Below are 24,276 nucleotides of genomic sequence, written 5' to 3' on the forward strand. Positions count from 1 at the left end.
TCATTCACGCTTTCAAGTCTATTTGGCCAACAGGATGCGCTGGCCGTTGAGGGTGGCCGCCGGTTCGTTAAAGAGTTCGACCACGGCAGCGGCCAGTTCTTCGACGTCCGTGTAGCCGGGGAACCGCCGCTCCGGGTGCTCGCGCCGCATGGCGGCATCGACGAGGGACTTGACCACGAAAATCGCGGCGGCGCTGTGTTGGGGTGCCGGGGCTTGCTTGTTTCCTGACTGGTCTTGCCGGAAACCGTCGGCTACCGCGAGGGTCCAGGCCTCCGCGGCGGCCTTGGCAGCTGCGTAACTGGCTGTGGCGGCGGTGGGTGCGGACGCGACAGTGGATGAAACCATGGCAAAGCGGCCGCGGGGTGATTCTTCCAACTGGCGATAGAAAACGCGCGAGACGTTGCGCAGGGTGGTAATCGCGCCCTCTTGAAGGGACTCCCAGTCGTCGTCGGACTGGTCCTCGATGCCGGTCGCGCTGCGCCAGCCGCCCACAAGATGGATGACGCCGTCTACCCGGTCGACGCCGAGTTGACGAATCGTCTCTGCAAGTTCGCCGACGGCGTCAAGGCTTGCGAGGTCGCAAACCAGCGGAGTCACCCCATCTCCGGCCTCCAAGGCTGCGGTCTTGATGCGGACGTCGTCCGAACCGATAGTGAAAACCCTGTGACCGGCGGCCGCCAAAGCGCGCGCCGCGGCGACGCCGGACGCGCTGCTGCCGCCGGTCACGAGGACTGTCAGTGGGCTCATCAGGCCGCCGTCGCGCCAGTGATGCCGGTGGTGGATTCGATGACAGGTCGCATTTTCTTCTCCAATGCTTCGTAGAACATGGACAGCGGGAACTCATCGTCCAGGACTTGATCGGTAAGGCCGCGGGGAGCACCGTTCAAAGGCAGGGCTTCAGGGCCCTTGGCCCAGATCGACGCCGGGTGTGGAGTTACTGTACCGGAAATGAGTTCATAGGCCGCAAGCCAGTGGGCGGCCTTCGGGCGATCGATGGAACGCCAGTACAGCTCCTCGATCCTGGCACCAAGTTCCACAACTACCTCTGCTGCTTCATCCCAGTCGATGCTGAGCTTGCTGTCCGTCCAGTGCAGCACGTGGTGTTGGTGCATCCACGCGAACAGGAGCTGACCACCAAGGCCGTCGTAATTACGGACCCGGCTGCCTGTGATGGCGAACCGGAAGATCCGGTCAAAGATCACAGCGTACTGCACGAGCTTGGCGTGCTTGCGGGCATCAGGATCGGCGTTCTCGTCCTTTTCGATGCGTACGGACTCGCGGAAGGCCGTCAGGTCGCATCGGAGCTCTTCCAAAGAGTAGAGGAAGAACGGCATGCGCTGCTTGATCATGAACGGATCAAAGGGAAGATCGCCGCGCATGTGCGTGCGGTCGTGGATCAAGTCCCACATGACGAAGGTGCGCTGGGTGAGTTCCTGGTCTTCAAGGAGCTCCGCGGCGTCCGCAGGGAGTTCAAGTGACGTGGTGGCAGCCGCAGCCTTGAGTACGCGGCGGAAGCGGGCCGCTTCGCGGTCTGCAAAGATGGCGCCCCACGTGAACGTCGGCGTCTCGCGGACAGCCACTGTTTCCGGGAAGAGGACTGCCGAATTGGTGTCGTAGCCCGGTGTGAAATCCACAAAACGGATCGGAACGAACAACTTGTTGGAGTACTCGCCAGCTTCCAGTCCACCAATGAACTCCGGCCAAATGACCTCGATCAAGACAGCTTCGACCAGCCGGTTGGTGCTGCCGTTCTGGGTGTACATCGGGAAGACCACCAGATGCTGGAGTCCATCCACCCGCTGCTTCTGGGGCTGGAAGGCTTGGAGGGAGTCAAGGAAGTCCGGAACTCCAAAGCCTCCCTGGACCCAGCGGCTGAAGTCTTCCACCAACAGTTCAAGGTACCGGGCGTCATGCGCGAAGTGCGGGGCCAGCGCGTTAATGGCATCCGAAATCGTTGCCACCAGTTGGGCAGCTTCATGGTGGGCAGCCGGATCCGTAATGGAGCCGTCCTGCTCCTGGTATGTCTGGAGTGCGGTGGCGGCGGCCTTGAGCGCAGTCCATTCCGCGTTGTCGGCAGTGACACGCGGGAGGGCGGCGGTGGCGGTGATGGTCATTGATGCTCGTCCTTTCAGAAGTCGTTCTTGCTTCTGATGTGAGCGTAGCAACCGAAAAGTTTAGCTAATCCAAAAAAGGGTTGAGCGTAAGAAACTCTGGTGCAAAGGGTTGTTTCAAAGCGTCCGAGATGTAGCAATGCGCTTTCCGGGCGGGCCCCGCATGTGGGCCCGCCCGGAAGCTGCCTACTTCCTTTCGGATTCAGCGGGCTCCTTGGACTCAACCGGCTCTTTCGACTCCACAAGCCGCAGCGAAATCGAGTTAATGCAGAACCGCTGGTCCGTGGGAGTGCCGTAGCCCTCGCCTTCAAACACGTGACCCAAATGCGAGTCGCAGTTCGCGCACCGGACTTCCACACGGTCCATCCCCATCGTGCGGTCATGCAGGTAACGCACCGTGCCCTCGGCTAACGGCGCCCAGAAGGACGGCCAACCACAATGGGAATCGAACTTTTCGTGGCTGGTGAACAACTGGCTGCCACAAGCGCGGCACTGATAAACGCCTTCGGTATGCGTGTCCCAGTACTCGCCGGTGTAAGGCCGCTCAGTACCGGCCTGACGCAGCACGCGGTACTCATCCGGAGTCAGCTCTTCACGCCACTGGGCATCGGACTTCTCCAAGGGCACGCCGGTGGTCTTGCTGGTGTTCTCAGGAGTGTTCATGTCTTATGCAACGCTCACGAGTCGCCGATAAATCCCGAACCCGCATACAAGTGAAGAACGGGAAGGCCCAACTGGTCCTGCGCCTTATTGGCCCAATCCGTGTGGAACGTATCCGCGATTGCGTGCGGACGTGTTACCACCACAGCTTGCGCGGCATCCAAGGCCCGGACCTTCGCTACCAAGCCGGCCACGGCACCGCCGTCGACAATCTCCCCCGTGACACCGCCGCCCAAACCTTCCAGCGCAGCCAACGACGTTGCCAAGGTTTCCGACGCCTCCGCCCTCTCAGCATCCGGGTTGGGGGACTGGCCACCAAGTTCCCGGAACGCTTTGGCAATATCGAGCATGGAAAGGTTCTCCAGGAAATCAACCAGGAGATGTCGCTCGGTATTGGCCGGGACCAGGACAACCAAGGGTGCGTCGCCGCCGTCGACCAATTTGGCGATGTTGACGCGGTCGTCGGGACCAAGGGGCTCTTCTGTCAGGATGACGATGGGATCGCTCATGGCTACAGCGTAGTCCCGCCGAACGAGACGACGCAGATTTTCGGCACTCAATTCCTGCCAGAGCATTCCCGGCAACCAATCCGCCGCGCGCCCCCCACCTGCATGGACGACGGCCAGGGAACGGCGACAATGGAGCCATGGCATTGAATACCCGGTCAGCGAGCGAGGCTGCAGAGAAGAAAATGTCCGTGCGAACCAAATGGGCCATCGCCGGAATCCTCACCGGAGGGACACTCGCAGGACTCGTCGGTGCCGGATCTTCCGCGCTCGCAGTGTATTTTGCCCGCCGCGTCATTACGCCCGCTGCCCGTCATGAGGACCAGGAGGTTCTCGCCGTCATCCGCAGCGACAAGGGACTGCAGGTCATCCTTGCGGCCACCCCTGACACCACCATCGACGGCGTGTTCAGTCTCTTCTTCGAGGGCGGAAAAGGCCATGCCAGGATTGGCAGGATCGTCTCCTACTCGCCAGCTGAACAAACGGTGCTGCGCGAGGTAGAAGAGGTTTACAGTGGCAACCTCGCTGAAGCCCGCCGGGGATGGTGGAGCGGCGCAACGTACCCGGATCCCGCGGCCATCGGCCTGGCCGCCGAGGACGTGGAGATTGACCTCGACGTCGGGAAGGCGCCGGCATGGCTGGTCCGGGCGGATGCAGCTGCCCACGCACCCATCTGGGCGATCATGGTGCACGGCCGGGGTGCCACCAGGCTTGAATGCCTCAGGGCTGTCCGGACCGCGCGGGAGTTGGGACTGGACAGTCTGCTGATTTCGTACCGGAATGACGGGCTTGCGCCATCGGCACTTGATGGGCGGTACGGCCTGGGCTCCACGGAGTGGCGGGACGTGGAAGCCGCTATCGAATATGCGATGGCTCATGGCGCCCGGGAAGTGGTCCTGTTCGGCTGGTCCATGGGTGGAGCGATTAGCCTCCAAACAGCCGATTTATCCAAGTACAGGCACCTGATCCGTGCTTTGGTGCTGGACGCGCCAGTGATCAATTGGGTCAACGTGATGGCCCACCATGCAGAGATGAACAGGATCCCCTACAACGTAGGCCGATACGGACAGCTGATGCTCGGACATCCGCTGGGCCGCAGGCTCACCGGACTTTCCGCTCCCGTGGATTTCAAAGCGATGGACTGGGAAGCACGAGCCGTTGAGTTACGAACCCCAACCCTGCTGATACACAGTGTCGACGACGACTACGTCCCCTTTGAACCTTCCGCCAGCCTTGCAGAGAAGAACCCTGAAATGGTGACGTTCGAACCGTTCCACGGAGCGCGGCACACGAAGGAGTGGAACGTTGACCCGGAGAAATGGGAACGGCTGGTTCGCTCGTGGCTGCAGCGCCGGTTGGCTCCCCGGAACAACCCTGGGCAGTCAGAGGGTGTGTAACGGGCAGGCTGGGTGAGCTTACCCGGGGCGACGTTAGCCCTTGGCGCCGATGGGCGCCGTCACTGCCTTGGTCAGTCGAATCAGGTCCCCTGGGGCAATTTCGATGTCGAGGCCGCGTCGCCCACCGGAAACCAGAATGGTGTCATAGGACAATGCGGACTCGTCCAGGACGGTAGGGGAGGGCTGGCGCTGGCCCAAGGGGGAGATTCCGCCCAAGACGTAGCCGGTACGACGCTCTGCCGCCTTGGGGTCGGCCATGGCTGCCTTCTTCGAACCCAGGGCTGCCGCCACTGACTTGAGGTCCAGGTTTCCTGAAACGGGGACGATGCCCACGGCGAGTTTGCCTTCGACTTCCACCATCAATGTCTTGAAAACCCGTTTGGGATCGATGCCCAGGACTTCGGCAGCTTCCAACCCATAGCTGGCGGCCGAGGGATCATGGGAATACGGGTGCAGCACGAAGGAAACGCCGGCCGCAGCTAGTGCTGCAGTGGCCGGCGTTCCCTGTGATGCCATCTTCTTGGCCATGTGCCAGGACGCCTCTCAGCTTTGCCTTGCAGAAAGTCCGCTTTGCTTACAGAAGCTGCTTAGTGTTCCAAGCGGCTTGCGGCTGCAACTTTCCGCTTGATACGGCCCAGCATGGCGGTCATGCCGCGCATACGCAGGGGAGTGATGGCCCTGGTCAATCCCAGCAACTCCGGCATGTCATCCGGAACGTCCAGGATTTCCTGGGCCGTCAACCCATCGAGTCCTTCGTGCAGCACCCCGGCGAATCCACGCGTAGTGGGAGCCTCGGGCGGAGCCTTGAAAAACAACCGGTAGGCGCGCGGGCCTTCGGCATTGTCCTTGTTTTTCTCGGATTCGATCGTGAGGAACAAAGGTGACTGGCACTCCACAACCTGCTCCAGCAGCTCCGGGTGGTCCTTGAGGCGCTCCGGAAGTTCCGGCAACCCACGGGAGAACTCGAGCAGGAGTTGCAGGCGGTCAGGCTCCGTCAGTGCCTGGAAGTCATCGACGATTTCCGCCAGCGCGGCGGGCAAGGTGTTGGTACTCATCACTTCCAGCTTACGCACAACGGCGCTGATTGCATTGCTAGTTACGGACCAAGGCTGCCGGCACGGAACCGCGCTCGGCGCCCTTGACGATGGGTACGCGGACCGCGTTGCCCCACTCGGTCCAGGAACCGTCGTAGTTGCGGACGGTTTCAAAGCCCAGCAGGTACTTCAGCGCGAACCAGGTGTGGCTGGACCGCTCGCCAATGCGGCAGTACGCCACGACGTCGTCGCCGGCCGTCAAACCGGCTTCACCCAGGTAGAGGGCTTCCAGTTCCTCACGGGAACGGTAGGTGCCATCCTCAGCTGCAGCACGGGCCCACGGAATCGAAGCAGCCGTAGGGATGTGGCCGCCACGCAGTGCGCCTTCTTCCGGGTACGCGGGCATGTGGGTGCGCTGGCCCGTGTACTCCTCGGGGGAGCGGACGTCGATCAGCGGGTTGCCCAAGTGAGCTAGGACGTCCTCTTTGAAGGCCCGGATGGGAGCGTCGTTGCGCTCTACTTCGGGGTAGGTGCCCGGGGCAGGCGTCGATACGTCCGTGGTCAATTCGCGGCCTTCAGCGATCCACTTGTCGCGGCCACCGTCCAGCAGGCGAACATCTTCGTGTCCGAACAGCGTGAAGACCCAGAGGGCGTAGGCAGCCCACCAGTTGGATTTGTCGCCGTAGATCACCACGGTGGTGTCGCGGGAGATGCCCTTGGATGCTGCCAAAGCAGCGAATGCGGCCCCGTCCACGTAGTCGCGGGTCACTTCATCGTTCAGGTCCGTGTGCCAGTCGATCTTTACGGCACCGGGAATGTGGCCGGTTTCGTACAGGAGGACGTCCTCATCGGACTCCACAACCACCAGCTTGCCATCGGCGATGGCGCCATCGGCAAGTGCTTCGGCAAGCCACTGGGTGGACACGAGTCGTTCAGGGTTCGCGTAGGACGCGAACTTTTCGTTTTGTTCAACGGGGTAGGACATGGTGATGGCCTTTCACTGACAACGGGCGGAGCCAGGCCGTGGAAGCTGCATCAGTTGCCGGCCCGGCGTGCTCCAACACTAACCACGGGCCGCGCGGAATGCTTCCCCGCTGGTCACATGGTGAAACATGGCATTGGTCACGTCACCGTTTTCGGGACGCCCGATGCCGGTATTCTTGCTGGGGACCCAAATACTGAAGAACGGACCACCGTGGTACAGATCGAACAACTGGCTGCCCGCACACCGGCAGTCTCCGTGGAGGAACTCCTCAAGGGTTTCTACCCATCTCCGCGATTTGGAGAGGTATCGTTCGACAGCTACCGCCCGGACCCCGCCCAGCCCAGCCAAGCCAATGCGGTCAAGCTGCTGTCCGCTTTCGCTGACGGTGTTGGGGCCGATGACGGCGGTGGCCTCTTCAAGAAGTTGTTCGCCAAGAAGGCCCCCGCCACCCGTGCCGGCATTTACCTCGACGGTGGCTTCGGCGTCGGCAAGACCCACCTTTTGGCCTCCCTTTGGCACCGGTCTCCGGGTCCCAAGGCCTTCGGTACGTTCGTTGAATACACCAACCTCGTAGGCGCGCTCTCGTTCCGGAAGACCGTCGAAGCCCTCAGCAACTACAAACTTGTCTGCATTGACGAATTCGAACTCGATGATCCCGGCGACACTGTGCTGATGTCCCGCCTGATGCGCGAACTGGCCGACGCCGGCGTAAAGCTGGCGGCTACCTCCAACACACTTCCGGGTTCCTTGGGCGAAGGCCGCTTCGCAGCCGTGGACTTCCAACGGGAAATCCAGGTCCTTGCCGACCAGTTCGACGTCGTCAGGATCGACGGCGAAGACTTCCGCCACCGTGGCCTGCCCGCTGCTCCGTCACCTTTGAAGACTGAAGAGCTCAAGCACCGCATGCACGCCGAGTTCGACGGACAAACAGTTGCCGTGGATGATTTCCGCACTCTTGTGCACCACCTCGCGGGCGTCCATCCCAGCCGCTACCGGCAGCTGATCTCCGGCGTCGAGGCCGTGGTGTGGCGCGACGTCGAGACGATTACCGAGCAGGCAGTGGCGCTCCGCTTCGTTGTCCTCGCCGACCGTCTCTATGACAAAGATGTGCCGATTCTTGCCAGCGGCGTCCCCTTCGACAAACTCTTCACCGAAGAAATGATGACCGGCGGGTACATGAAGAAGTACTTCCGCGCCGTGTCCAGGCTCACGGCTCTTGCCCGAGAGGGACAGAACCACGAACCTGCCTGATTCGGTTCCGGCTTTACTTGTGTGAAGGCGTCAGCGGTTCCCGGTCTTTCAGCAACCAGCGGACCAGGATGCCTCCCGCCAACGCCCAGAATGCCGCACCCACTCCTGCGAAGCTGATCCCTGAGGCGGCAAGCAGGAAAGTGATGCACGCGGGTACGCGTTCTTCGGCAACTGCCAATGCGGAGGAGATGGCTGAGGCCAGCGTGCCGAGCAACGCCAGGCCTGCGACCGCTTCAAGCAAGCCGGCGGGTGCGGCAGCCACCACTGTGACAAGGGCTGCGGAGAACGCTGCCAGCATCAGGTAGGCCACACCAGCCACGAATGCCGCGATCCAGCGCCTGCCGTGGTCTTTCCCTGCTTCCTCTCCGGCCGCCAACGCTGCACTCAAAGCAGCAAGGTTAATGGCGTGGCCTCCGAACGGAGCGCCCGCAATGGTTCCGGCTCCAGTGACCACCATCGATGCCCGCCAGGGCGTTGTGAAGCCAAAGGATTTAAGCACGGCGACGCCGGGAATATTCTGCGATGCCATCGTGACAATGAACAGGGGCAGGGCCAGCCCCACCGCTGCCTCCAGGGTGAACGCTGGAGTAGTCCATTCGAGCTGCGGCAAGAGGGCATCTCCGGGAATCTGAACTCCGTTCGCCACGATGTGGATGCCGATGACGGCGAGGGCCACCACCAGTGAGGCCGGGACCGCCCAGCGCGCCGCGAACTTCATCATCACCAACCAGCAAAGGGCCACCGGGCCAACCAGCAAGGGCACTTCTCCCAGGGATTTAAAAGGTGCCAGGCACAGGGGGAGGAGCACGCCCGCGAGCATCGCCTGCGCAAGCGGTGTGGGTATCTTCGTCATCAGCCGGCCAAGGCTGGGCAGTAACCCCGTCAGGACGATCAGCACCCCGACGACGACGAACGCACCCACCGCTGCCGGCCAGCCGCCGTCGACCATTCCTGCCGAGACGAGGAGCGCCGCCCCCGGGGTGGACCACGCCAGGGTTACTGGCATTTTGGATCTCCATGCCAGCCATAAGATGCCCAGTCCGAACGTCAGTGTAAGGGCCAGGAGGCCGCTGGAGGCCTGCGCTTGGTTGGCTCCCACAGCACGCAGTCCAGCAAGGACCACAGCGAAGGAGGACGTGAAACCGACGAGGGCGGTGACGATGCCAGCGGTGATGGGCGGCCCCAGCGTGTCCTGGCGGGAGGGGCGCTGGACTGTGGAAGAGGCTGATGGCATAAGGACCAAAATACCGGACGGAAACCCGGTTACCGGTTAAACGCCAAGGGCACCGGTGGCGCCTCTCGGCGGGACCGGTGCCCCCTTGACGTATCTGGTACGGCGGGCTCAGGCAGCTACAGCTGCTTAGGCTCATCCGCGACGGGAGCCTGTGCGGCGTCACCGTCTGTTGTAGCCACGAAGTCGGAAGCGGCATTCTGAACCGCGTCAACCTGACTTGCGAACTTGCCGCCTGTCTTCTGGTCGACGAAGTCTCCGGCCTTTTCGATGCCATTCTGAATGGCTTCTTCGTTGCCCTGAATGAGACCCTGAGCCTTACCCTTCAGGTCGTCAATTAAACCCACGGGCACCTCCCTTCCTTCGCGGAGCCAGTTCGCTCCTCCGCGTCCGACCCTAACACTGGATTCAGGGTGTGCCAAGGATTCCAGGCGCGCTACGCCAAGGGCTTACTGAGCTCAAGGTGGCGTGGGCTGTCCGGATTCATGAGTGAGTGCTTACGGCCGTAGGAGAAGTAGATGATCAAGCCAACAATGAGCCAGACGGCAAAACGTAGCCAGGTTTCCCAATGCAGCTGGGACATCAGGAACGCGGAGGCCAGCACGCCGAAGGCGGGAACGACGGGCATCCACGGCAGACGGAAGGTGCGGGGGGCATTTGGCTTCTTGTAGCGGAAGACGATGACGGAAATGCAAACCACAACGAATGCTGCCAGGATGCCGATGTTGGTGAGGTCGGCCACTTCCTTGATCGGGAAAACGCCGGCCAGGAACGCTGAGGCGATGCCCGCGATCCAGGTGACCCGCTGGGGTGTGCCGTGACGGTCGGTACGGGCGAACCATCCCGGCAGCAGGCCGTCGCGGCTCATGGAGAACCAAACACGGGTAACGCCCAGAAGGAAGGTCAGCATCACTGTCAGGATGGACAGGACAGCGAAAACCGAAATGATGGTGGCGATGATAGGCAGACCAACCCCCGTGAAGGCCGATGCGAAGCCAGCCTTGGGATCGATGTCCTTGTAGTTCTGCATGCCGGTGAGGACGAGCGTAGCTGCCACGTAGAGCAGCATGGCGATGATCAGGGACAGGACGATGGCCTTGGGCATGTGCTTCTTGCCGTCTTTGGCTTCTTCCGCGGCTGTACTCATGGCGTCGTAACCAAAGACGGCGAAGAATACCGTGGCTGCACCGGCAAAGACCGGGCCGAAACCACTGGGCATGAACGGATTGAAGTTCTCAGTGTTGATGTAGAAAATGCCCAACCCGATGATGAAGAGGATCAACACCACCTTGATGGCAACAGCCACCAATTCGAAGCGGCCGAAAGCCTTGGTTCCCCTACTGAGGATCCAGGTCACCAGGAGGCAAACCAGGATCGCCGGAAGGTTGATAATGCCGCCCTTGCCTTCATCCACTGTGGACGTCATCCAGGTGGGCATGTGGATCCCGATGCCGGACAAGAAGGCATCGAAGTAGCCGGAGATGCCGATTGCCACCACGGCGACAATGGCGATGTATTCAAGCAGGAGATCCCAGCCAATGAACCAGCCAATGATCTCGCCCAAAGCCACATAACCATAGGTGTAGGCCGAACCTGCCCGGGGGATCATGCCGGCAAATTCGGCATAGGACAAAGCGGCGGCGCCCGACGCGAGTCCGGCGATCAGGAACGATACGAGCACTGCGGGGCCCACGCCCGGATTGTTTGCGTCGCCGTGGGCTACCAGGCCGGCCAGCGAGAAAATGCCGACGCCGATAATGCCGCCGACGCCGATGGCCGTCAGTTGCCAGAGGCCAAGACTCTTGAAGAGTCCACTGTGCTTGCTTTCTTCCTCGATGTCGTCGATGGGCTTGCGCCTCATGACGGATTGGGAAGCCGTCTGTTGATTCATGGGGTACTCCTGCCAGTTGGCGTGGAACGGTGATGAGCTCGCATTACATTGTGCGAGACGAATCACATTAGATAAAGCGACTTTTTCTTAGGTGTATCAGTTACTTCAAATGATGAATGGCATTTGGCTCCGCGTGGGCATAAAAAAAGCAGCTCCGAGGAGCTGCCTTTTTCGTTGGAGCGGACGACGAGATTCGAACTCGCGACATCCACCTTGGCAAGGTGGTGCTCTACCAGCTGAGCTACGTCCGCACATGTTGTCTGCTAAGCAAATGCCTGGCCGTCAACAACAAACAAGTTGCCTTGTTCTGGTGGGCGATACTGGGATCGAACCAGTGACCTCTTCCGTGTCAGGGAAGCGCGCTACCGCTGCGCCAATCGCCCGTTTCCGGGTCCTTATGAAAGGAGAGCGGACGACGAGATTCGAACTCGCGACATCCACCTTGGCAAGGTGGTGCTCTACCAGCTGAGCTACGTCCGCACATGTTGTCTGCCCTGCAAGAGCCTGGCCTTCAACAACAAACAAGTTGCCTTGTTCTGGTGGGCGATACTGGGATCGAACCAGTGACCTCTTCCGTGTCAGGGAAGCGCGCTACCGCTGCGCCAATCGCCCATGCATCCAGCCGTGGCTGGAAGACATGGTTTTCACCGAGGTGGGTACGGGATTCGAACCCGTGTATACGGCTTTGCAGGCCGCTGCCTCGCCTCTCGGCCAACCCACCGTGTAAGCAGATTCCGAGGAATTCTTGCCTTGACAGTGCCTTGCGAGCGGACGACGAGATTCGAACTCGCGACATCCACCTTGGCAAGGTGGTGCTCTACCAGCTGAGCTACGTCCGCAGTGCCGTTGCGCCGGCCTGCCCAGTAGGCATTCCGTCGCTTTCCGACGAGTAAAAACTCTATAGGAGGTTGCTTGAAACTCCAAATCGGCTGGTTGGTTTTGCTTCTTAAGGGCCTCGGATCCTTGAATTTACGGGGCTCTCGGGGAGTTTCATGGCTGTAATTCCAAGCCTGTGATTCGTCTGCGGGAGGGCGGTCCGGTTGCGTTTTGCATTCCAGCCACGGTGGGCTAGTCTTCTGTATGCATCAGCGAGTTGATGCAGCTTGTACCCGTTGTAACCGGGGCGATTGGCGCAGTGGTAGCGCGCTTCGTTCACACCGAAGAGGTCACTGGTTCGAACCCAGTATCGCCCACCAAGAAAGGCCCCCGGATCTCCGGGGGTCTTTTGCGTTTCTGGGGCTTTCTCGACGGCTGCGTAGGACTGGCAAACGGGTTCCCTACCGACATATGTGTCAAGGTCGAGGGTCACTGCGCAGGGCCCAGGTACGACGCCGATACCAGGGCGAGTCCGCTCGTTTCAAGTGGTCAGCCATGGATGTTTGGGTTCGCTGCGTAACTTCCCTCGGAGTCCATTGAGCATTGAATCTCAGAGCAGTATGGTTCGGATGCGGCCGTAAAGCGAATGATCAGTCGCTATCTGGTTACAAACTCTCGCGAATGCGGTGGTCACTGCAGGTGGAGGCCGAGCTTGAGCTGATCCGCAGTCGCAGGCGCTCCGGTGTACTGAATTTTACGGCGCGTGCGCGGGGCCCGTGGATCCGGAATGTTTCAGATTCATAGCTGAGGCCATAGGAAAGATGGAACCTGGGCTGGCCATAGGGTGATCCGCATGCGCAGTTACCCAGCTCGTTTCATGTGTGGGCCTTCATGTTCTTCAGAACAAGTCGAGATCAGCCTTCACATTCGATGCAGTACGAGTAACCGTCCTTCTCGCGCGCAATCTGGGACCTATGCCGGACCAGGAAGCACGAAAAGCAGGTGAACTCGTCATCGGCCTGGGGTATCACCTGGACGATGAGTTCCTCGGAAATGAACTCGCCGCCAGGTCCGTCCTGATCCAGGCCATCCGCCTGGTCAAGTTCAAGGACAACACTGTGCGCGTCCGGTGCGTTGGCTGTCTTGAGTGCCTCGAGGGAGTTTTCCTGGGACTCTTTGACATCGGAGCGGACCTCGTCGTAATCAGCAGCCACTATCTGTTGTTCTCTCTTTCTTCTGGTGGATCTTCGCCGTGCAACGTAACTTGGTGCCGACAAATTCCATGCAGGAAGGGAGGCACGTCCCGATGCTTCGATCAGTTCCTATTGAGGCCGAACGTGCGTGTCAGGAGTGCAGCCTCAGGCTAGCGTTCGCCGGACTACTGGAACAGGAAAAGGCTCGGCAACGTGCCCTAAATCAGCGCGGTGAAGATGCCCCAACCGGTGCCTATGGTATGGCCAATTCGCAAGGTGTACGCATACCTGAGCAGGGCACCGTCCGGGTTGATGGCGTACAGATCATTCGACGTTTGGGGAATCGTTCCCATAAGCGTCCCGACGAGATTGCGATCGTAGCTGCCAGCGGCGCTGATTTCGGACATGTCCTCCCAGCCTGGGCCCCAGCGGGAGGGTGGTAGCCAGCCTCCGTGCCCGTCCGAGGGGTACTGGTGCAGATCACCGCCGTGATCGCGGCCGAAGATGTCCACGGCTCCGTCGCCGGTGATGTCCCCCGCAGCAATGATCTTGTCAAAGACCTGCCATCCAATACCCACCCTTCGGGGTTGCTTCCAACCGCCGTGACCGTCACCAGGATAAAGAAGCAGATCACCGTAGTGGCCGCGACCGAGAACATCGTTGTTGCCGTCGCCGTCGAAGTCACCGGGGCCAATAATCGCATCGAAGATATTCCAACCCGTGCCAACGACGGACCTCTGTTGCCAGTTGCCGAGGCCGTCGCCCGGGTACAGATAGAGGTTGCCGGCGCTGTCCCTGCCCAGGATGTCGTTGTTGCCGTCACCGTCGAAGTCCCCGGGTGAGAAGACGATATTGAAGATGTTCCATCCGATCCCGACCAGTCTGGGTTGCTCCCAGTCCGACGTGTAGGCCGGGCAGTAGGGATTCGGAGGACAAGGTACGTGCTCGTAGGTGGAGGTTCTGGGATACAGGACTAGTTCGCCGTCGTCCGTGCGTCCCAACAGCTCAAGATTGCCTCGGCCGGTCCAGCCGTTGGCACGGTTGGACGCCGCGATGGGTGCTGTCTCCAGGCTGTGAAGCAGGAGTTTTTCCGGGTTCGGATTGTAGATATTGGGACACCCCACATTCTGGTACGGGGGAGACTCCGGAAACTTGGTATAGGCGGTGGGGTAGACGTTGAAGGAAAGGCGGTTCCCCCGGTCCTCGGGAAGGACCTTCAGGGCTTCCTTTTGGCGCTCCGCGGGCAGGGGCGTGCCGTTGCTGAGCCACTGAACCGTGTAGCCGTTGGGTGCTGCCTCAGTCTTTGCGCACTCCACGAACGCGTCGGGTGACCCCATTCTGAGTTCGGATCCGACGTATGGCATCCCGATCATTGGTAGGATTCCGTCCTCCCCAATGTTGGGGAGGAGGGGTTTTATGCCAGCGGCTGCCGCCGGTCCAAGGCCAATGCATGCCAGGCCGATCGCGAGCATCCCAGCGGCAGCGCTGCGCCATGCCGCATGATTGAAAATCATTGCCATTGTTTCCCCCTCGAAGCGCAAGTTAATGGCTATCAACACGGCTCATTTCCGCCAAGATTACAGCAGAACGGGAACACAGGGTGGCGGGGCCTATGGCGCTTGCGGGGGCTCTTCCCGAGGTGACACGTTCATTGCCAACGGATTCAAGAAGCCAGGGTTTCAAAGCTGGCCAGGGTGTCTGCGTCATCATGTGCGGCACGCGGCTGCGTGTTCCGGATATGCCTCGCCTTCGTCTTCTTCAAAGCCAACGCGGTAAGCGGCGTGAGCGCCTGGACGACGAGCACTCCTAGGACTGCCGACAACCACGACACCTGGGGCGACATCAACCGGGCAAGACCGGCGGCCCGCCGCCCAGCCATCAGTCTGTTTACTGGCAAAGCCGATCAAGGGTCTCTTGGGCGGCCGATTGCATCTGCGTCTGCAGGAGGTCAATGCGGCGTGCCGTTGCAGCGTCCTGCCACGGGAGCGGGGGAAGTGCCATCGTCATCGTGATCTGGTTGCCGCCGTCGGCGCTTGTGATGGAAATGCTGATGGAGCCGAAGGTAAGTCCAGCGTGGCCGTAGCGGAAGCCGCCGGAACATGTGTCAGGAAACAGCGCAAGGCCAAGCCCGTAATCAGTGGAGCCAGTCTTCTTCTTCATTTCCTCAAGCGATGCTGGGGAGAGGAGGTGGCCGCGGAGAAGTTCCCGGTAGAAGGTGTTGACGTCCTGAGCCGTGGAGACGACGCCGCCTTGGGGGGAGCCGACAAAAACTTCCGGCTGGGTGACATCGATTCGTTCACCGCCGTCAATGATGTAGGCATGGATGTTGTTCGGGGCGGCGCGGTCTGGTTCGCTCAGCGAAGTATGGGTAAGTCCCAAAGGTCCGAAGATATCTTCTTTCAGGACATCAGCGATGGGCCGTTCCCGCAGCTTTTCGATCAGCTGGCCTAGAGCCAGGTAGTTGGAGTTTGAGTAGGCAAAGCGGCCAACGTTCTTGGGCTCCCAAGGGAGCGTGGCAGTTAATTCGAGTCCTCGTTGGATATTGAGTGGCGTGTTTGCAACCTGCTTCGGGGGTCCCGCCGCAAACTCCGAGTCTGCGACATCGGGCATGCCGGACGTGTGGTTCAGCAACTGGCGGACGGTGATCGGTCCAGGCGGGCGAAGCGTGGTTCGGAAGCTCTCGAGGACGTTGTTCACGGGGTCCTCGATCCCGACAAGTCCTTGGTCAACGAGTTTCAGGACGGAAACGGCGACCATCGATTTCGTAATACTGGCAACTGATACCCGGTCTTGGGGCTTGGCCGGATCTTTGGTATCCAGGTTTCGCACTCCATAGGCCTTGGACGATTCTCCATCCGGCCACCTCAACTGCACAACAACGGATGTCGCACCCCCATCCATGAAATGCTGGATTCTGCTTTCCAGGAGCTCTGTCGCTGCCTGGGCCGATGCGGTCGAGGGAGCCGGGCCGGGAGGGTCCCCAACACAACCGCCTCCAGCGACAACTAGAGCCGCGGAGAAGGCAGTTGCCCCGAGCCGATGAGAACGCCTCCGCCGCCAGACAGCCAATGCACTCATGACACCGTTTTACCCTCAAACTTATCCAGCGGACAGGCTGGACATTTCAAAGGTTGCCGAGGCTCGACCTGTGATGCGTCGGAGGAGTCGTAACCGCAGCTGCCTGCTAAGCCGAGGTGTCGGCCCAACGCCCTCGGGAACGCCAGTAGGGTCGGAATCCAGGGCGGCCCATCATTATCTGCCGGACTCAGGAAGTGAGAGCCCCCAAGGGGCTGAGCTCAACCATGCAGGTCTCCCTACCGTTCGCAGGCGATGCCATCTTTGTCTCCGTCCAGTCCAAGCCGAAAGCCCGCATGTCCGGCGTAAAGAGGGGCAGCGCCCGCAGCCTTGGCAACAGCACAGTTTGCGTAGTACGCGTCCACCGGTGGCACGGGAGCAACCGGTGGTGGCGCCGGAGGAACGACTGGCATGAGGTCCGGCGCAGGAGGTGCAGGCGATGATTGCGGCGCGGCAGCGGTTGTCCGGGGCTGGCTAATGAGCAGGGGCAAGCTGATCTGGGCAGTTGCCCAGGACCCGTGCCATGGCATCGTGCTCAGCCTGTGTGACTCATAGATCGTAGGTCGCTTTCACCAAAATCTGGCGGGCTATATACGCGCAGCGGAAGCCTGTGTTGGGTGGCAACCAGGTTGCAGCGTCGCCGTCACCTTTTTTCTGATTTGTAAGTTCCAGATAAGGAAAGTCCGCAGGAAAGATCCTGGTGGGCTTTCGTTTGCATGTGTCCCTAGACTTAAGCGGGCGACGGGCATGCCCTGGCGGGATCGTCCCTGACGGAGGACTCTGTCCAGATACAGGGGACGCGATGGATGAACGAAACATTGAATCGAACAGCCGACGGGGCAAGTCCCTGCGAATCAGTTGCCGCTCTCCGGTGTGATCAGTGCTTGGGCAAGTGGGCTCGGGCTTTTTGGAGTCCCGATGCCGCAGTGCCAGTCGACGGTGTTCACTAGGTCCCCAGCGAGCCTTTGCACTGTGTTGGAGACGCTGCCATTTGGGCAGTTGAAGTCAGCGGCTGTGGCTGCGACGACGTCCCTGATTTCCTGCCAGGTTATCCAGCCCACTGTCTCGGGAATCAGCTGGCGCAGGCGCTCATAGTCCCCAGCCGGTCGTCCGCTGAGGGCGCATAGCTCTTCCAACCCGGTGGCGACGCCGTCGTGCAGCCCAACAAGGCCTGAAGACTGGATCCGGACAGGTGGAGTGGATCCCAGGATGACCAGGAGGAGACGGTGTTCGCGTGGATCTGCCAGGAGCGCCAGGAACTCCCGTGCAAGCTGGGTCTTCTGGAATTGCGCACCTGCCCGCGGACCTTTTGCCTCGATCAGCACGGCCGAGTGTTCCTGCCAGATCGCAGCATCGGCCTGTACGCCGATGCTGGTGCCCGGGATTTTGATCTCCGTGGGAAACATCTGGAGCGTTGCGTCCTCCGAACCAGCGGCAATTTTGGACCGTACGTGGTCTGCGCCATGTGCGGCTCCCAGGACGCCGCCGAGGAATGCTTCCCGGGGAAGGTAGGAGAGCAACAGCAGTGCCTCAGCGGTGAGGACGTTCTCATCTCCTCTGCCGCCGTTCCTCAGCCTGCGGATTTTCCTGCCTTCCCAAGACAACTCGTCGACCAGCCGGCCGATGACAGACGCTGGAAGCTGGGGCGAGGCGAAGTCCATGGGGTGACCCTACAGGTCAAGGGCCAAGCAAGGCGAGATGCTCTGTGTTTTCCGGAGGATTGCCTGGACGGGCCGCCGACGGGGTTGATTTAGTCGGAGTCAGGAGGAGATGGTGCTTGTTCAGTTGGCTGTTCGGTACCCTGGTCGATCTCCACGTGAAAGGCATAGGGCCACTGGCGCCGCACCGCAGTTTCATCCCATCCTGCCTGCAAACGATTATGGGCCCGGTTAGCGAGGGTTTCGAGCGACCGCACGATCTGTGCAGGTGGTTGTTCGGACCGACCTGCAAAGTAGCCCAGCAGCACATTGACGGCAGTAGCTTCCTTTGGGGTCATTCTGGCCATGAGACAACCGTAGGGTCCATCGTCCAGGGAAGGAAGGGGCGCACTTCTTCGTGATTTCGCTTCGCAGTGTTGTCTGCAGGTTCATCCCGAATCGGCACGACCGCGCCTTGACGGACCGTGATTTCGCGAGCTCGATGAGGATTCTGGTCAAGCTATTGCTGGTCCACAGGTGGCCGTATAAGCTCAAGGAGCCCACAGGGAAGGGGTTCTGTTTAGGGGGATTCAGTGCGCCGCTTCAGCATGTCCGTTGTTGCACTTTTCGCCATATTATTGGCCGGCGTTATTACCGCCGCCCCTGCACGCGCAGACGATTTCCTGTGGCACAACTTGGTCCAGGAACCTTCCGATGCCGGCGAGGTCTTCTCAGACCTCGTGACCATTCGTGGCGATTCGCAAATCATGGTTTATGCCACAAATGGTGAGAGTCAGCCAGAGACGGGAGGGGGAAACTTAGGCCCTGTTGATGCCGTGCTTATGCCGGGGGACTGGGACGGCGACGGCTATGCTGACTGGATTTTTCGGTCCCCGTATGGCCACCTAGTTAGGGTGCCCGGGTGGAGCGGTGGTACGCGGATGAATCAGATCGGCTGGGGGTGGGACGCTATGACTGCTCTGACCTCACCCGGGGACTGGGACGGCGACGGAGCCCCCGATGTCCTCGCTAGGGACGGCAGCGGTGCCCTTTGGATGTATAGAGGCAACGGCGATGGTGGCTGGTTTCCCGGCCGGACCCAAGTTGGCTGGGGTTGGAACGTCATGAACGCTATCTTCAGCGGGCACGACTTCAGCGGCGATGGCCCCTCGGACGTCTTTGCCAGGGACACCAACGGGCGATTGTGGCTGTACCCGGGCAATGGGAAAGGTGGGTGGCAAAACCGCGTTCAGATCGGATGGGGCTGGCAGGGCATGGACCTGATCGCCGCCCCCGGCGACTACGACTACGACGGGATTGGCGACGTCATCGCCCAAGATGGCAATGGCACCATATGGCTCTACCAGGGAAATGGAAGCGGAGGCTTCACGGGGCAGCGCTGGCTAATGGACATTCCTGCTGCGCAAGTCTTCGGCTGAATGCGTTCGACGCCTCAAACGCAAGCGGCGCTGGGGGCTGATGCCCAACTCAATCATCTGAACCAGACAGTATCCGAGCAGCCGCCAACTTGGGACACCACGCGACAAGGTGAACATCGACAAAAGGGGATTGGCGGCCAGAACCACCGTGTACCGCACCTGGCCATCGACTCTGCCCGGCAAGTCCTCTGACCTCCCAACGCCGGGACCCCCAAGCCTGACCTAACAGAACTTCAGACCTTGAAGGCTTCCTGCACCTGTCGATCTGTGCCTCGATCAGTCCGAAAGTTTGGTCAAAAGGCACCACGTGAATTGACGGAACCTGCCGCGTAGGGAAAGTAGCCGCTCCTGGATCGGTCATGTGACGGAGGAAAGCAGCGTCCATGTCGTGGAAACCCCCGCGGAGCGCAGTGACCAACCTTGCCGGCACCCATGTTCCCGCCCGCCATTCCAGGTGCTTTTCGCATAGATTAGGGTCCGATGAAGAACACTAGAGGGTCCTGGGCAGTTCTCGCCGCGCTGATGGTGATGGCAGCGCCCGGCTGCGGAGCGATGCCGGAAGGAAACGACGCCGGTACCCAAACCGCTCCCGAGTGCAAGGTTCGTGACGGGGCGGACCTGGCACCGATGGCGGGAATTCTTTCAGGCGTGAACCTTGACTGGGTGCATTAGACCCTGCAGGAGTACAGCGATTCCCTCGGCCGCAAGCCCGCCGTTGTCGTCAGTTTCGCTCCCTTCCCGTTCGCTGCCGCGGACGAAGCCACTCCGCCTCCCGCGACCCTATGAGGGCGACGGTCCCAAGGGTCGTTAGGGCGGCTCCGGTGGTTAGAACTTGTCAGGCGAGTGGACCGCTTCCCCGACTGTGATCTCCGGGGCCATGTTGACGTCAGCGCCGATAGAACCGATGAATGCCTGCAGCTCGGGATCGCCGAAGAACTTCTCGAACGCCCCCGCGGACTCCCACTCATCATTGACAAGCACGAATCCGTCTCCGATAGCGAACTGATGGTGGAGGGCCCCTGCTTCCCGACCGCGCTCACCGAACGTGCGGAACTCGTCAGCACGCTCTCCTAGCGACTTGGTGAAGACGCTCGTGTCAGCGAAAACCTTGACATTGACAATGACAGACATTGCGATGACCTCCTAAAGCCTTGGGTTGGGGCTCATGCTAGTTTAGCCCTCCGAAGGCCTGCAATAGGGGCACAGACGCGTGCAGGCCATCCGCATAGTCGGGAAGCCTCTTCAGTGCCATCGTCCGCCGGGGGATCCTTCAACGGACGCGGTGTGAAGCTGATTGCTTGCCAGCGAGGTAGGAAACCTTTGGTGCTCGAAGAGCCTAACGACACACAGCCGGAATTTCATCAAGCGAGCCAATGCCGGGGTTGCCTCTGCCGCCCGGCTGATATTCGCACCACTCCTCAGTGAAGGCTTGGGCGGCAACCCAAAAAAACAGGCGCGGATGCTGCTACAACGAGGACGATGGCCAAGCCTGCCCATACCCAGGTTCTACGGGCGGTGACGCTTCGTCGCATGATCACGAATGCCACTAAGCCGGCCACAAAGGTTGCCAGGACGGCGCTAACTTGCAGCGCCTGGTTCGACGTAGCCCCGGTCCCGGTGAGTAGGGACATGATGGTGGACCCAGCGATGAAGGCGGCTGGACTCGCTGGCAGAACTGCCAGTGAGCAGAAGGTCGTAGCGCTTCCATGTGATGTGTTCGAGGGGTGCCGATGGCGGCTCGTGCCGGTGCCTGACTTGGTGCGGGGGTGTTCATGAGGCAAGCAACCGCAGCCAACGTGGTGATTTCCCAGTGGGCCGGGAGGTCGAACTCTTCCTCCAGGGCAGCGTGATTGAAGGCTCTGAACTGGTGGAGGAACAGGCCTATCGCGTGAGCCTGGAACTTTTAGATGCGCCACCGCCTGGCCGGAATCGCAGTGGGCGGATTCCGACTACTCGATGTCGCTAACCTTGACCGGTTGGTGTGAGAGTTTGGCCCATGAGGAGACTCGCGTCCGATGCCCAAGATGAAGAACTTCTGGAAAGGTGACGCAGGAGCCCCGGTGCACCTCGTCGCCTCGGCCGACCTACGTCAACTCGTCGGAAGAGCCTCTATCACTTCTTTCAGGCGATCGTGGACTTCCGAACCTTGCTTGGGAACCTGGCGCTTGATCATAGGTTCGAATAGGCGGGTCAAGCCCTTGGTCTTCATTTCCAGGACTTCCGTTACCTTGGTAACCCCGTCGCCAGACGGCTCGAACGTCATCGTTGACCGAACCTCGAAGCCCCCCGACCCGCTCTCCATCACAAACCGGCGGGGCGGATCGAACTCCGTCAGCGTGATCGGTGCCACGATCTTCTGAGGGCCCTGCGTGCGGATGTGTGTCCAGGTGGACCCGACGCCGATGGGACCGGTCGATGTCTTCTGTGCGCTGATTACATACCGGTCGTACTTGGGCAGGGTTTCGAAATTCACCACGAAGTTGAAGACGATGGTCGGATCACGATCTACGGTGACTGAGTTCTCGAAACGAATCATGGTGTGAATTATCGGCAGCAGGACGAGTCCTGACAACTGGTCCAGTCGATATTGTCCGAGTACCCACCGGCATCATTACCGCGCCCCGACCGGTACCGGCAAAGCCTGCCACTCCCATGACAAGCAGAACCAGAGAAATCGTTGTCGCTCCGACCCGGGTCACGGTCTCCAGGAAGGGCCGGATGTAGGTGAACAGGACGAACGGCCCCGTGAAGAAGACAGCGCAGGCGGACATGCCCCAGGTCAGGGGCGGGCTCTTGAGCCCTGTGAAGATCGTGAAGATGCTGCCTGATGGTGCAGAGGGCCGCCGAACCTCCATGGAAGGCAGGCTGATCCACTGCCAGATCAGGGCGATCGCTGCCACCTGTACCAGGCAGAAGAAGGCTCCACGCCATCCTATGATCGAGCCCAGGTAGCTTCCCAGAGGCGGTGCCAAAACGGTGGCCAGGGCATTGCCGATATTGAAGATCGCCGATGCGCGCGGTACCCGATGAGCCGGCACCAGGCTCATGGCGGTGGCCGCAGACATGGACCAGAATCCGCCTATAACCACTCCGATGAGCGCTCGGCCGATCATGTAGGGCAGGTAATCCGGCGCCAGGGCGACCAGAGCGCCGGAGACGGCCATCAGTACCGTCAGGCCAAGCAGCAGCGTCTTCTGGTTCATTCGGCCGGCCGGGGTGGAGGTTGACAGGTTCGTCAGAACGACAAGCACACCGGAGATCGCGATACCTTGCCCGATCATCCCCTTGGTGACCTGTAGCTCGGACGCCATTGGCGTGAGAAGGCTGACAGGCATGAACTCGGATGCGATCAGCACGAAGACGCACAGGGACATCGCGAAGATGCCTTGCCAACGCGCGGGGACGTGTTCGTCGTCGCCCGGTCTCTGTGCCGCGCTTTCAGTGGACACGGAAGTGCCGTGTGACATGAATCCTCCTTCTTTTCGTTGGTGAGGCAAAAGTCAGTGTCGGCCGCGAGGCAGCCGGCGCCCTCGATCATCCAGAGGACCATCAACGGCGCGAATGAGGGAGCGCTGGTGAATAGGGGTACCGGGAGGGCATCCCTCGGTGAGTCCGGCAGCCGCTCGCGGTTCGACGCCGCGGTCGAGGAACTGGCCCAGTTTGAGGGACAGAAGACCAGTCGAGATCGTAGACGCACCATGAGCGGCAATACGACAGCCCCGCTGGTCATCGTTAGTTAGGAGCCGCAGTTAGCTGACCGCCAGCAGACGGATGAGTCCGCTGCGGAACGGATCACTGCCTTGGACGTGCAGGGCCGTGGGGTTCTGCGTCTGCAGCCGCATCGCGCGGCTATGTTTGTCGTGGAGGCGTCCCGGGGTAAGTTCTAGTCCGTCCACCTCCCCGCTCTTTCCTTCCTTCTCGGCCCGTTCCCGCCTGGTGATTAGGTCAGCCTCCAGGTCGTCGAGCCTGGCGATCATCCGCGGCTCCACGTGGAGCATGGGACAGCGGACGCAGGCGTGTTCATGGGCGCAAGGAGCGCCGTAGGGTCGGCCGCAGGCGCCAAGTTCGACCTTGCGCTTGTCAAAGTGTTCTTCGAATTCCTCCCATTCCGCACCGGTTACCAGGCGGTATTCGTGGTCGGGCCGCAGGGCTCTCCGCCGGGCGATGTGCATCTGGTAGTGGCGGACCTCGTCCTCATCGAACACGGCAACGTACCCGCGGGTGTTCCGCAGGTTTGCGTGCCCAGGAAGTGCCGCGCCGATATGAATGGGCAGGCCATTGTTGAAAACGCAGCCAATCGTGAGGGCTGTCATACGTATCGCCGGTCCCGTGGAATGTTTCCAGAGCGTCGCATCGCAGAGGCCGCCCACCGCCATTCACGAATCCGCGAGTTAACTATTTCAGGCTGATCGAGATGTGCGTTGCCCGCAGGCCAGGCAGGACTGCACCACGGAGTCGCTCCCAGTTCTGTGGTGATTAAGTCACCGCCGTCTCCTCGTACAAGAGCCATGTGCGGGTCTCGTAGTCGAGCCGATTGCATTCGTTCTTAATGCTCATGCCGTGGACTTCGCCTTCCTCCGAGCCTTCACTTGGGGAGGCGGCCTCGCGGCGCAGCAACGAATGCCAGCACGCCCACCAGCGCACCCACCAGAGATACGGTCGTTGAGATCGCGAAGGCATCAGCTGAGAACTGTTGAAGGCCAAACCAGAAGGGGAGCCAAATGACAACCCACTGGAGCACATCAACAATGCCGCCCCAGCGCCTTCCGCGGCTCAATCCCACAAGAGCCAGGACGGAGAGTCCCGCTATTCCAAGGCCGCCGGCCATGCCGATGAAGAACCCGCGTGTTACGTCATTGTCAGGCTGGGCTGGGTACGTCGCGATCACTTCCCGGAGCCACACGTACATCCAGATAGCCAGGCCGAGCCCACCGATGATCATGAGACAAGTAACGATCCTGGCTACATAGAGGACCGCAACGGCGACCGACGCCGACCGTGCCTCGCCCCGCTGCCCATCGGCTTGACCATGCTCCATTTCCCCCATCGG

At 60.8% G+C, this 24,276-nt stretch carries 26 protein-coding genes and 7 tRNA genes; 5 read left to right on the forward strand and 28 right to left on the reverse strand.

The features are described from left to right. Positions 1-18: 18 nt before the first annotated feature. The 4 genes from KSW38_RS04305 to KSW38_RS04320 all read right to left on the reverse strand — a co-directional run bounded on the left by KSW38_RS04305 (position 19) and on the right by KSW38_RS04320 (position 3,280). Positions 19-747, reverse strand: a complete 729-nt coding sequence (locus KSW38_RS04305) for an SDR family NAD(P)-dependent oxidoreductase (RefSeq protein WP_216923120.1) — start codon at positions 745-747, stop codon at positions 19-21. Beyond that, a complete protein-coding gene (locus KSW38_RS04310) occupies positions 747-2,114 on the reverse strand; it encodes a DUF6421 family protein (protein WP_216923122.1) in 1,368 nt (455 codons plus the stop codon). The genes KSW38_RS04305 and KSW38_RS04310 overlap by 1 nt, the downstream gene beginning before the upstream one ends. A gap of 183 nt (positions 2,115-2,297) precedes the next feature. Then, the gene (gene msrB, locus KSW38_RS04315) at positions 2,298-2,774 is read right to left on the reverse strand and encodes a peptide-methionine (R)-S-oxide reductase MsrB (RefSeq protein ID WP_216923123.1); all 477 of its coding nucleotides are present in this window, start codon (positions 2,772-2,774) and stop codon (positions 2,298-2,300) included. 14 nt (positions 2,775-2,788) lie between these two features. After that, the gene (locus tag KSW38_RS04320) at positions 2,789-3,280 is read right to left on the reverse strand and encodes a hypothetical protein (RefSeq protein ID WP_216923124.1); all 492 of its coding nucleotides are present in this window, start codon (positions 3,278-3,280) and stop codon (positions 2,789-2,791) included. Positions 3,281-3,417: 137 nt separating this feature from the next. Here KSW38_RS04320 and KSW38_RS04325 point away from each other — a divergent pair, with 137 nt between their 5' ends. Continuing rightward, positions 3,418-4,674: an alpha/beta hydrolase family protein gene (locus tag KSW38_RS04325; protein WP_254186080.1), complete on the forward strand. Its 1,257-nt coding sequence runs from the start codon at positions 3,418-3,420 to the stop codon at positions 4,672-4,674. A gap of 33 nt (positions 4,675-4,707) precedes the next feature. Here the strand turns inward: KSW38_RS04325 and ybaK are convergent, their stop codons facing one another. From ybaK to KSW38_RS04340, 3 genes are read right to left on the reverse strand one after another with little or no spacing between them, the layout of a single operon-like run. Next, entirely contained in the window at positions 4,708-5,202 is a 495-nt protein-coding gene (gene ybaK, locus KSW38_RS04330) for a Cys-tRNA(Pro) deacylase (protein ID WP_216923125.1), read from the reverse strand. 59 nt (positions 5,203-5,261) lie between these two features. Next, positions 5,262-5,729, reverse strand: a complete 468-nt coding sequence (locus KSW38_RS04335) for a SufE family protein (protein WP_216923126.1) — start codon at positions 5,727-5,729, stop codon at positions 5,262-5,264. 37 nt (positions 5,730-5,766) lie between these two features. Further along, the gene (locus KSW38_RS04340; RefSeq protein WP_216923127.1) at positions 5,767-6,693 is read right to left on the reverse strand and encodes a sulfurtransferase; all 927 of its coding nucleotides are present in this window, start codon (positions 6,691-6,693) and stop codon (positions 5,767-5,769) included. A 210-nt stretch (positions 6,694-6,903) separates the two neighbouring features. On the opposite strand from KSW38_RS04340, the gene zapE reads away from it, so the two are divergent. Beyond that, the gene (gene zapE / locus KSW38_RS04345; protein WP_216923802.1) at positions 6,904-7,944 is read left to right on the forward strand and encodes a cell division protein ZapE; all 1,041 of its coding nucleotides are present in this window, start codon (positions 6,904-6,906) and stop codon (positions 7,942-7,944) included. A 13-nt stretch (positions 7,945-7,957) separates the two neighbouring features. On the opposite strand, the gene KSW38_RS04350 is transcribed toward zapE, so the two are convergent. The 9 genes from KSW38_RS04350 to KSW38_RS04390 all read right to left on the reverse strand — a co-directional run bounded on the left by KSW38_RS04350 (position 7,958) and on the right by KSW38_RS04390 (position 11,905). After that, entirely contained in the window at positions 7,958-9,178 is a 1,221-nt protein-coding gene (locus KSW38_RS04350; RefSeq protein WP_216923129.1) for a benzoate/H(+) symporter BenE family transporter, read from the reverse strand. Between the two features lie 116 nt (positions 9,179-9,294). Beyond that, the gene (locus KSW38_RS04355; protein ID WP_216923131.1) at positions 9,295-9,528 is read right to left on the reverse strand and encodes an antitoxin; all 234 of its coding nucleotides are present in this window, start codon (positions 9,526-9,528) and stop codon (positions 9,295-9,297) included. 83 nt (positions 9,529-9,611) lie between these two features. Continuing rightward, complete coding sequence (locus KSW38_RS04360) at positions 9,612-11,066, reverse strand: amino acid permease (RefSeq protein WP_216923133.1); 1,455 nt, start codon at positions 11,064-11,066, stop codon at positions 9,612-9,614. A 175-nt stretch (positions 11,067-11,241) separates the two neighbouring features. After that, positions 11,242-11,317, reverse strand: a tRNA-Gly gene (locus tag KSW38_RS04365). A gap of 57 nt (positions 11,318-11,374) precedes the next feature. Then, positions 11,375-11,449, reverse strand: a tRNA-Val gene (locus KSW38_RS04370). 24 nt (positions 11,450-11,473) lie between these two features. After that, positions 11,474-11,546 (reverse strand) — tRNA-Gly (locus KSW38_RS04375). 57 nt (positions 11,547-11,603) lie between these two features. After that, positions 11,604-11,678 (reverse strand) — tRNA-Val (locus KSW38_RS04380). 38 nt (positions 11,679-11,716) lie between these two features. Beyond that, positions 11,717-11,787: transfer RNA gene (locus KSW38_RS04385), tRNA-Cys, on the reverse strand. Between the two features lie 45 nt (positions 11,788-11,832). Then, a tRNA-Gly gene (locus tag KSW38_RS04390) sits at positions 11,833-11,905 on the reverse strand. 282 nt (positions 11,906-12,187) lie between these two features. On the opposite strand from KSW38_RS04390, the gene KSW38_RS04395 reads away from it, so the two are divergent. Further along, positions 12,188-12,262, forward strand: a tRNA-Val gene (locus KSW38_RS04395). A 534-nt stretch (positions 12,263-12,796) separates the two neighbouring features. On the opposite strand, the gene KSW38_RS04400 is transcribed toward KSW38_RS04395, so the two are convergent. From KSW38_RS04400 to KSW38_RS04430, 7 genes are all read right to left on the reverse strand, one after another. Further along, the gene (locus KSW38_RS04400) at positions 12,797-13,096 is read right to left on the reverse strand and encodes a DUF4193 domain-containing protein (RefSeq protein ID WP_216923135.1); all 300 of its coding nucleotides are present in this window, start codon (positions 13,094-13,096) and stop codon (positions 12,797-12,799) included. Positions 13,097-13,293: 197 nt separating this feature from the next. Continuing rightward, entirely contained in the window at positions 13,294-14,595 is a 1,302-nt protein-coding gene (locus tag KSW38_RS04405; protein ID WP_254186082.1) for an FG-GAP repeat domain-containing protein, read from the reverse strand. A 143-nt stretch (positions 14,596-14,738) separates the two neighbouring features. Further along, the gene (locus KSW38_RS04410) at positions 14,739-14,897 is read right to left on the reverse strand and encodes a hypothetical protein (RefSeq protein ID WP_216923137.1); all 159 of its coding nucleotides are present in this window, start codon (positions 14,895-14,897) and stop codon (positions 14,739-14,741) included. A 65-nt stretch (positions 14,898-14,962) separates the two neighbouring features. Further along, the gene (locus tag KSW38_RS04415; protein ID WP_256449680.1) at positions 14,963-16,153 is read right to left on the reverse strand and encodes a serine hydrolase domain-containing protein; all 1,191 of its coding nucleotides are present in this window, start codon (positions 16,151-16,153) and stop codon (positions 14,963-14,965) included. 236 nt (positions 16,154-16,389) lie between these two features. Beyond that, positions 16,390-16,680, reverse strand: a complete 291-nt coding sequence (locus KSW38_RS04420; RefSeq protein ID WP_428982359.1) for an excalibur calcium-binding domain-containing protein — start codon at positions 16,678-16,680, stop codon at positions 16,390-16,392. Positions 16,681-17,004: 324 nt separating this feature from the next. Next, positions 17,005-17,811: a hypothetical protein gene (locus KSW38_RS04425; protein ID WP_216923141.1), complete on the reverse strand. Its 807-nt coding sequence runs from the start codon at positions 17,809-17,811 to the stop codon at positions 17,005-17,007. An 89-nt stretch (positions 17,812-17,900) separates the two neighbouring features. Next, on the reverse strand, positions 17,901-18,155 hold the full coding sequence (locus tag KSW38_RS04430) for a hypothetical protein (protein WP_216923143.1): 255 nt from the start codon (positions 18,153-18,155) through the stop codon (positions 17,901-17,903). A 603-nt stretch (positions 18,156-18,758) separates the two neighbouring features. Here KSW38_RS04430 and KSW38_RS04435 point away from each other — a divergent pair. Both KSW38_RS04435 and KSW38_RS04440 read left to right on the forward strand, forming a co-directional pair. Next, positions 18,759-19,226, forward strand: a complete 468-nt coding sequence (locus KSW38_RS04435; RefSeq protein ID WP_216923145.1) for an FG-GAP repeat domain-containing protein — start codon at positions 18,759-18,761, stop codon at positions 19,224-19,226. Positions 19,227-19,706: 480 nt separating this feature from the next. After that, a complete protein-coding gene (locus tag KSW38_RS04440) occupies positions 19,707-19,898 on the forward strand; it encodes a hypothetical protein (protein WP_216923146.1) in 192 nt (63 codons plus the stop codon). Between the two features lie 153 nt (positions 19,899-20,051). Here the strand turns inward: KSW38_RS04440 and KSW38_RS04445 are convergent, their stop codons facing one another. The 5 genes from KSW38_RS04445 to KSW38_RS04465 all read right to left on the reverse strand — a co-directional run bounded on the left by KSW38_RS04445 (position 20,052) and on the right by KSW38_RS04465 (position 24,273). Continuing rightward, positions 20,052-20,357, reverse strand: coding sequence for a hypothetical protein (locus tag KSW38_RS04445; protein ID WP_216923148.1), 306 nt, complete (start codon positions 20,355-20,357; stop codon positions 20,052-20,054). A gap of 958 nt (positions 20,358-21,315) precedes the next feature. After that, a complete protein-coding gene (locus tag KSW38_RS04450) occupies positions 21,316-21,762 on the reverse strand; it encodes an SRPBCC family protein (RefSeq protein WP_216923150.1) in 447 nt (148 codons plus the stop codon). Continuing rightward, positions 21,725-22,693, reverse strand: coding sequence for an MFS transporter (locus tag KSW38_RS04455; RefSeq protein ID WP_216923152.1), 969 nt, complete (start codon positions 22,691-22,693; stop codon positions 21,725-21,727). The genes KSW38_RS04450 and KSW38_RS04455 overlap by 38 nt, the downstream gene beginning before the upstream one ends. 282 nt (positions 22,694-22,975) lie before the next feature. Next, on the reverse strand, positions 22,976-23,539 hold the full coding sequence (locus tag KSW38_RS04460) for a hypothetical protein (RefSeq protein ID WP_216923154.1): 564 nt from the start codon (positions 23,537-23,539) through the stop codon (positions 22,976-22,978). A gap of 272 nt (positions 23,540-23,811) precedes the next feature. Beyond that, positions 23,812-24,273, reverse strand: a complete 462-nt coding sequence (locus tag KSW38_RS04465; RefSeq protein WP_216923156.1) for a hypothetical protein — start codon at positions 24,271-24,273, stop codon at positions 23,812-23,814. Between the last annotated feature and the right edge of the window lie 3 nt (positions 24,274-24,276).

Source organism: Paenarthrobacter aromaticivorans (assembly GCF_019038615.1).
Taxonomy (GTDB): domain Bacteria; phylum Actinomycetota; class Actinomycetes; order Actinomycetales; family Micrococcaceae; genus Arthrobacter; species Arthrobacter aromaticivorans.